8 protein-coding genes are annotated in these 7029 nt (G+C 36.5%); 5 read left to right on the top strand and 3 right to left on the bottom strand.

Annotated features, from left to right (window positions below; translation table 11 throughout):
- Positions 1-55: 55 nt before the first annotated feature.
- A complete protein-coding gene (locus ABWO41_RS01950; protein WP_353132597.1) occupies positions 56-280 on the bottom strand; it encodes a hypothetical protein in 225 nt (74 codons plus the stop codon).
- A 119-nt stretch (positions 281-399) separates the two neighbouring features.
- Between ABWO41_RS01950 and bamJ the strand changes: the two genes are divergently transcribed.
- Positions 400-1125: a BamJ family beta-barrel-assembly machinery protein gene (bamJ, locus tag ABWO41_RS01945; protein WP_353132594.1), complete on the top strand. Its 726-nt coding sequence runs from the start codon at positions 400-402 to the stop codon at positions 1123-1125.
- A 51-nt stretch (positions 1126-1176) separates the two neighbouring features.
- On the opposite strand, the gene ABWO41_RS01940 is transcribed toward bamJ, so the two are convergent.
- Together ABWO41_RS01940 and ABWO41_RS01935 are read right to left on the bottom strand one after the other, a co-directional pair.
- Positions 1177-1836 (bottom strand): phosphatase PAP2 family protein, encoded by a 660-nt coding sequence (locus ABWO41_RS01940; protein ID WP_353132591.1) that lies wholly within the window; start codon positions 1834-1836, stop codon positions 1177-1179.
- On the bottom strand, positions 1823-2587 hold the full coding sequence (locus tag ABWO41_RS01935) for a queuosine precursor transporter (RefSeq protein WP_353132588.1): 765 nt from the start codon (positions 2585-2587) through the stop codon (positions 1823-1825). The genes ABWO41_RS01940 and ABWO41_RS01935 overlap by 14 nt, the downstream gene beginning before the upstream one ends.
- A gap of 134 nt (positions 2588-2721) precedes the next feature.
- Between ABWO41_RS01935 and ABWO41_RS01930 the strand changes: the two genes are divergently transcribed.
- The 4 genes from ABWO41_RS01930 to ABWO41_RS01915 are packed head-to-tail and all read left to right on the top strand — an operon-like array spanning position 2722 to position 7017.
- Entirely contained in the window at positions 2722-3867 is a 1146-nt protein-coding gene (locus tag ABWO41_RS01930; RefSeq protein ID WP_353132585.1) for a methionine aminotransferase, read from the top strand.
- Between the two features lie 9 nt (positions 3868-3876).
- On the top strand, positions 3877-4659 hold the full coding sequence (locus tag ABWO41_RS01925; protein WP_353132582.1) for a nitrilase family protein: 783 nt from the start codon (positions 3877-3879) through the stop codon (positions 4657-4659).
- 46 nt (positions 4660-4705) lie between these two features.
- Positions 4706-5809, top strand: coding sequence for a DNA polymerase IV (gene dinB, locus ABWO41_RS01920; protein WP_353132579.1), 1104 nt, complete (start codon positions 4706-4708; stop codon positions 5807-5809).
- Entirely contained in the window at positions 5806-7017 is a 1212-nt protein-coding gene (locus ABWO41_RS01915) for a DUF763 domain-containing protein (RefSeq protein ID WP_353132576.1), read from the top strand. Before dinB ends, ABWO41_RS01915 begins: the two co-directional genes overlap by 4 nt.
- Positions 7018-7029 lie beyond the last annotated feature (12 nt).

Raw genomic sequence — 7029 nt, 5'->3', positions numbered from 1 at the left:
TAATCAAAATTGCAGTAGCAGATATATAAATACCTCCGCCACCTTATTTATTAGCTTAGTTTTTTATTTGTTTAAGCTCAGATTTCAGTGCTTTCCTTTCGGTAGAGGATAAATCTGATTTATCCATTTTCCGGATCTCTTCTACCCGATTACTTATTTCTATTATTCTTTTTTGATCTTTTTCAGATAATTCTACTTTATCCTTCTTATCAAATGCCATTGCGTTAGTAGATGTCATCAATGCAATAGCCATAAACAATGGTACAAACAACTTTTTCATGTGATTCAAAGATTTATTTGAATAGACAACACATAATTAAATTAAATGTTTACTCTTGCACTTTTTATTTGATATGGGATTACAATCTTTTTATATCTTTAGCAAATTTTAAGAAACTGATGAATAAAAAATATACGTTAATGGCGTTCTTGCTACTAGGGGGATTGGTAGCAAATGCACAAACCGGAAAGAAAAAAAGAATAAACAAAAAACAGGCTGCGGCAGAAGTGGTACAGCCAAGTCTGAACAAAATAGATTCTGCCAGTTATTCTTTTGGTTTTAAAATAGCGCAAGGCTTAAAATCTGATGGTGTTGATTCGTTAAACTACCAATTGTTTTCCAAAGCTTTGGAAGATATCTTTAAAGGCGGACAAACTTTGGTTAATGACGAAGAGGCTTATAAAGCTATCAATGTGTTTTTGACTGAAAAAAGGGAGATTTACGTTAAGAAGGTTACTGAAGAGGGCAAAAAGTTTTTAGAGGAGAATAAGAACAAACCAAATGTAAAGACAACAGAAAGCGGTTTGCAATACGAAGTGATAACTTTGGGTAATGGAGTAAAACCAAAAGCTACAGACCAGGTTACTGTACATTATAAAGGAACGCTTTTGAATGGAAAACAGTTTGACAGCTCTTATGACAGAGGCGAACCGGTTACTTTTCCATTAAACCAGGTAATTCCCGGCTGGACAGAAGGTGTACAGCTAATGCCTATAGGCTCTAAATACAAATTCTATATTCCTTACAATTTAGCTTATGGCGAAAGAGGTGCGGGACAGGATATTCCACCATACAGCACTTTAATATTCGATGTTGAATTGCTGAAAATTGGCGAAGCTAAATAAATTCTAAAAATATATAATTGAAAAGGGTACTAAGTTTTCTTGGTGCCCTTTTCAATTATTAAGCTTTTTGATGATTAAGTACTTATCTAAAAGTATATTGGAAATGTAAAACCAGATATAACCAAAACATACGCCCGCCAGTATATCTGTAAAGAAATGTACACCCAGATAAATCCTGCTAAATCCAATCATGAGTGGGGCAGAGATAAACAGCACAAGAAATAAGCTTTTTAAGCGCTTGTTCTTTATTAATCTGTTACTCAAAAAAATTAGTACACAGAAAAAAACCAGGCTGTTCATTGTATGTCCACTGGGAAAACTATATCCTGCAGCATCCAAAATAAATTCAGACAATGGCCGCGCTCTTTTAAAGAGTAATTTCAGCAGGTGCATTAAACCAACGGTAGAAAGCGCAATAATCACTATTTTAGACGCCAATAACCTGTCTTTTATATAAAACAGGATAAATAGGGTTAAAAGCACATATAGGCCAATCATGATGTCATGATCGCCTAATCTGGTAAAGAAAAACATCAGGCTACTCAACGAATCCCCCCTGTGTCTCACTGCAAAGCTTACAAAATAATTGTCCCAGCTTTCGTTATTGTCTACGAATACAATTTTTACGAGAAACAATATACATAGCGAAGCCAGAACGAGTAAAAGCTTCGTAATTAAATCTATTCTGATAAAATTTCTATTTTGCTGCATTCTTTAGCATCTTTTTAGATAGGTCTTCTCCCAAATAATTATCTATAACTTTGTGAGACACATACAGGATGGGGGTCATTAACAGCGCTATCACAAATTTGTAAGTATAACCAACCAAGCCTATTGCCGCAACCATTTGCCAACTCCAGTTGTAGTCCGGATTGAGGTAAAAAGCAATAAAAATAACAACGAAACTATCTATTAGCTGAGAAATCACAGTAGATCCGGTTGCCCTGAGCCATAATTTCTTTTCGCCAGTCACCATTTTTATTCTATGGAATATAGTTACGTCCGCAACCTGTCCGATAATAAAAGCGGTAACAGAACCTATGATAATCCACATACCTTGTCCAAAGATTGCTTTAAAAGCATGGTTCATGTTAAGCGTTTGGCCGTCTATCTCTCTGTAAATCCAAAAATCAGAAGAAGTCAGTATCATAGCTAAACCTACAGTAAGAAACGCAAATACAATAAGTACTGCTGTTAGATAAGATAAAAACCGAACTCCTCTCCTTCCGTAGTATTCATTAATAATATCTGTCATAATGAAAACAAAAGGCCAGTTTAATACTCCTGCAGACATATTATATGACAGCCCTTTCACACCAAATAAATTGACATTTAGCTTTTCAAAGCCTAAAGATTCTTCGACTGAAAATATTTTAACACCTATAAACTCGGCCAGGATGGCATTTGCTACGAAAAAGCAAGAAATTATCAGAAACAGTTTCTGAGGTTTAGACAGCTCCATGATATAAAAGTAAAAGTAAAAATTAAAAATGGAGAGCACCTGCCAACCATATATAATTTCTAAATCAAATCTAAGATAGAATTATAGTCTATTAAAAATTATTAATTACTTTGTTTTTTTAATTGAAGAGAACCGTGATTAATATAATTTCTAAATTACCGAATACTAAAACTACCATTTTCTCTAAGATGAGTGGTCTGGCAAAAGAGTACAACGCTATCAATCTTTCGCAGGGTTTTCCTGACTTTGATTGCGATCCGGAGCTGGTGAAATTGATTAGCTATAAAATGGAAAAAGGCCACAATCAATACGCGCCAATGCCGGGTGTTCTGGAATTAAGAAAAATAATATCGAATAAAATTGCATCGGCACATCAATCAGTTTACGATCCGGAAACTGAAATAACTGTTACTGCCGGAGGAACCCAAGCTATATTTACAGCAATTGCATCGGTTATCAGACAAAACGACGAAGTCATTATTTTTGAGCCGGCTTACGATTCCTATGCACCAACAGTAAAAGCTTTTGGTGGGCTGGTTAAAGCTTACGAAATGGCTCCGCCACATTTCGAAATCAACTGGGATCTGGTAAAAAAACTGGTTTCAGTAAATACGAAAATGATCATCATTAATTCACCTCATAATCCTACAGGTAGAATTTTGAATGATAATGATATTAAGGAGCTTATCAATATCACTAAAAATACAGATATTCTTATTCTTAGTGACGAAGTTTACGAACATATCATATACGATGGAAATGAACACAAAAGCCTGTGCAAATATCCAGAGCTTAAAGAGAGAACATTTATAACAGCTAGTTTTGGTAAGCTATTTCATGCGACAGGCTGGAAAGTTGGTTATTGCTGCGCTCCTGAACCGCTAATGAAAGAATTCAGGAAAATCCATCAATTCCAGGTATTTTCTGTAAATACGCCCATGCAGTATGCTTTTGCTGAATATTTAAGCAAACATGATATTTTTTCTGAATTACCTAAGTTTTTTCAGGAAAAGCGCGACTATTTCCGAAAGTTAATGTCTGAAACCAGGTTTACATTGCTTCCGTGTGAGGGTTCATATTTTCAAAATGTAACCTATGAAAAGATTACCAATTTAAAAGATATAGATTTTGCGGTAAAACTGGTTAAAGAGAATCAGGTGGCTTCAATTCCAAATTCTGCGTTTTATACCAAGACAACAGATTACAGAAATTTACGTTTTTGTTTTGCCAAGAAACAAGAAACATTGGAAAAAGCCGTTGACAAACTATTGAAACTTTAAAAAACTGCTATGAAACAACTGAAAATCTCAACATTCCAGGCCTATCTTTTTTGGGAAAACGTAGAAAAGAACCTTCAGAATCTTGAGCTTAAGCTTTCTGGTCTAAGGGAAAAAACGGATTTAATTGTTCTTCCGGAAATGTTTAATACAGGCTTTACCATGAACGCCAGGGAACTGGCTGAAGACATGAATGGTAAAACCGTTACCTGGATGAAGAAGATTGCAGAAAAACACAGAGCGGTAGTGACGGGAAGTCTTATTATCAAAGAAAACGACAATTTCTATAACCGTTTGGTTTGGATGAAACCGGATGGTACTTACGAAGTGTATAATAAAAGACATCTTTTTGGATTTGCCCATGAAGACGAAACTTTTACTGCAGGAAACGAACAGAAAACTGTTGAATTGAATGGTTGGAAAATACGTTTGGGCATTTGTTATGATTTAAGGTTTCCTGTGTTCTTAAGAAATAAAAATCAGGCTTACGATTTATTGCTCTTAGTTGCCAGTTGGCCAGACAGAAGATCTGCCCATTGGCGAAGCTTAATTCATGCCAGAGCAATAGAGAACCAGTCTTTTGTAATTGGCGTAAATCGGGTTGGACATGATGGTAAACAGGTTTACCATAGCGGTCATTCTATGTGTATTAATCCAAATGGCGAAACAGTTTATTATAAACCTGAAGACGAAGATTTATACACATTCAGCATCAATTATGAAGATCTGTTAAAGACAAGACAATACTTTCCTTTTCTTAAGGATGCAGATGATTTTGAACTGAAACTTCATTAGAAAAACTAATTTTTTTAGTATTTTTACTTCCGATTTTAGGAAGTGAATGGCTGACGAACAGGAAAATAATATTCTAAGGAAAATTATCCATATTGATATGGATGCTTTTTACGCATCTGTAGAACAACGTGATTTTCCTGAATTCAGAGGCAAGGCTTTAGCGGTAGGTGGTTCGCCAGACGGCCGGGGTGTTGTTGCAACCTGTAGCTACGAAGCGCGTAAATTTGGTGTACGCTCTGCCATGTCGTCCAGAAAAGCTTTACATCTTTGTCCTCATTTAATCTTTACCAGACCTCGTTTTGATGTTTATAAAGAAGTCTCTGCTCATATCCGATCTATATTTTCAAGATACACAGATATTATTGAGCCCCTTTCTTTAGACGAAGCTTATCTGGACGTAACGGAAGACAAGCAAAACATAGGCTCTGCTATAGACATTGCGAAAAAGATAAAACAGGAAATTAAGGATGAACTGCAATTAACAGCTTCTGCAGGCGTTTCTACCAGTAAATTTATAGCTAAAATTGCTTCGGACTTTCAGAAACCAGACGGGCTTACCTTTATTGGTCCATCTAAAATAGTCTCGTTTATAGAATCTTTAGCTATAGAGAAATTCTTTGGAGTAGGCAAAGTTACCGCCGCGAAAATGAAGCGGCTGGGCATTTTTACGGGAGCCGATTTAAAATTGTGGGAGGAAAGAGATTTGATTAAGCAGTTTGGCAAATCGGGCAGGTTCTTTTACCAAATTGTAAGAGGAATAGACGACAGAGCAGTCCGTCCCGACAGGATCAGTAAATCTGTTGGCGCCGAAGATACGTTCGAGAACGATTTAGATGAGATTGAAATATTGAATACAGAACTGCAAAAACTTGCCGACAGGGTTTCGAAGCGTTTGGAGAGCAAGGATTTCAAAGGTAAAACCATCACTTTGAAAGTTAAATTTGCAGATTTTTCTCAAATCACCCGAAGTACGACGCTTGATTTTTACACCCATAATTTCGACACTATATTAGAAAATGCTTCTTCTCTGCTTCAAAATGTGGATCGTCAGGAAAAACGGATCAGGCTTTTAGGAATTTCTGTTTCTCATTTTCTTCACGAGAAGCATGTGAACGATTTACCCGGCCATCAATTAGTATTATTCCCATGAAAAGATCAGGTATAGCAGATTTACCTTTACATTATGGCCATGTTCCAAAATGGCTTGCCGAACGTATGTCTAAACTCGGTTTAGCAATTACAGAAGCCATTATAGCCGATTATGGGAAAGAAGAATATCTGAGACGTTTGAGTGATCCTTTCTGGTTTCAAAGTCTGGGTTGCGTTTTAGGTATGGACTGGCATTCTTCTGGAATTACAACCTCTGTATTGGGTGCTTTAAAAAGAGCCATTAATCCGCTGTCTAAGGAACTTGGAATTTATATATGCGGAGGCAAAGGGAAATTTTCAAGAAATACACCTCAGGAACTATTCATTTACGGAGAAAAGAATGGTCTGAATGCACCTGAACTAGTCAGATCGTCTAAATTAGTGGCTAAAGTAGACAATACCGCCATTCAGGACGGTTATCAGCTCTATTTGCATTCGTTTATCGTAAGCAATACCGGCGACTGGACTGTTGTGCAACAAGGAATGCATGATGCAAATTCGAGCGCCAGACGCTACCATTGGTACTCTAAAGACTTTAAGTCGTTTACCGAAAATCCCCACGCAGGTATTTGCGGAATAAATCAGGGTTTAATTTTAAATATGACCGCTTTGGAATCTGAACCGGCAAAAGCTTCGGTGATGAATATGTCTTTGGAAAATCCCAATCGTATCCTGTCTGAAATTAGCTATCTGACTATGCCCAAACATCATGACGTAAAGGCAAAAGACATAGATTTAAAAAGGCTTGGTGCCATGCTTTGGCTAGCACATGAAAAACAGCCAAAAGATTTTGATGAATTATTACTTTTAGAAGGTTTGGGACCAAGGACTTTACAATCTTTAGCTCTTGTGAGCGAAGTAATTTATGGCACTCCTACCCGATTTCAGGATCCGGCAAGGTTTTCTTTTGCTCATGGCGGAAAAGATGGGCATCCTTTTCCTGTACCTACTAAAGTATATGATGAAACAATAGATGTGTTAAATAAGGCTATCACGCAATCTAAACTGGGGAATTCTGAAAAGAAATCGGCTATACAATCCCTCAGTAAACTCGCTTTTAAATTTGAGAAAGATTTCCAGCCTAACAACAATTTTGAACAACTGCTTCAAAAAGAACGAGATGAATCCTGGAAATACGGAGGTAAAACTGTTTTTGGAGATGCCAAACCTCCCGTAAAAAATCAACAATTAAGTTTATTCGACAACTAAATTATATTTTTG

Source organism: Pseudopedobacter sp. (assembly GCF_040392825.1).
Lineage (GTDB): Bacteria > Bacteroidota > Bacteroidia > Sphingobacteriales > Sphingobacteriaceae > Pseudopedobacter.
The sequence above is the reverse complement of the archived record's forward strand: the minus strand, read 5'-3'. Positions and strand labels throughout refer to the sequence as shown.

Bases quoted from the DNA above. Each gene is read 5' to 3' on its own strand.
- ABWO41_RS01950 (WP_353132597.1), bottom strand. From the start codon at position 280: ATGAAAAAGTTGTTTGTACCATTGTTTATGGCTATTGCATTGATGACA.
- bamJ (WP_353132594.1), top strand. From the start codon at position 400: ATGAATAAAAAATATACGTTAATGGCGTTCTTGCTACTAGGGGGATTG.
- ABWO41_RS01940 (WP_353132591.1), bottom strand. From the start codon at position 1,836: ATGCAGCAAAATAGAAATTTTATCAGAATAGATTTAATTACGAAGCTT.
- ABWO41_RS01935 (WP_353132588.1), bottom strand. From the start codon at position 2,587: ATGGAGCTGTCTAAACCTCAGAAACTGTTTCTGATAATTTCTTGCTTT.
- ABWO41_RS01925 (WP_353132582.1), top strand. From the start codon at position 3,877: ATGAAACAACTGAAAATCTCAACATTCCAGGCCTATCTTTTTTGGGAA.
- dinB (WP_353132579.1), top strand. From the start codon at position 4,706: ATGGCTGACGAACAGGAAAATAATATTCTAAGGAAAATTATCCATATT.
- ABWO41_RS01915 (WP_353132576.1), top strand. From the start codon at position 5,806: ATGAAAAGATCAGGTATAGCAGATTTACCTTTACATTATGGCCATGTT.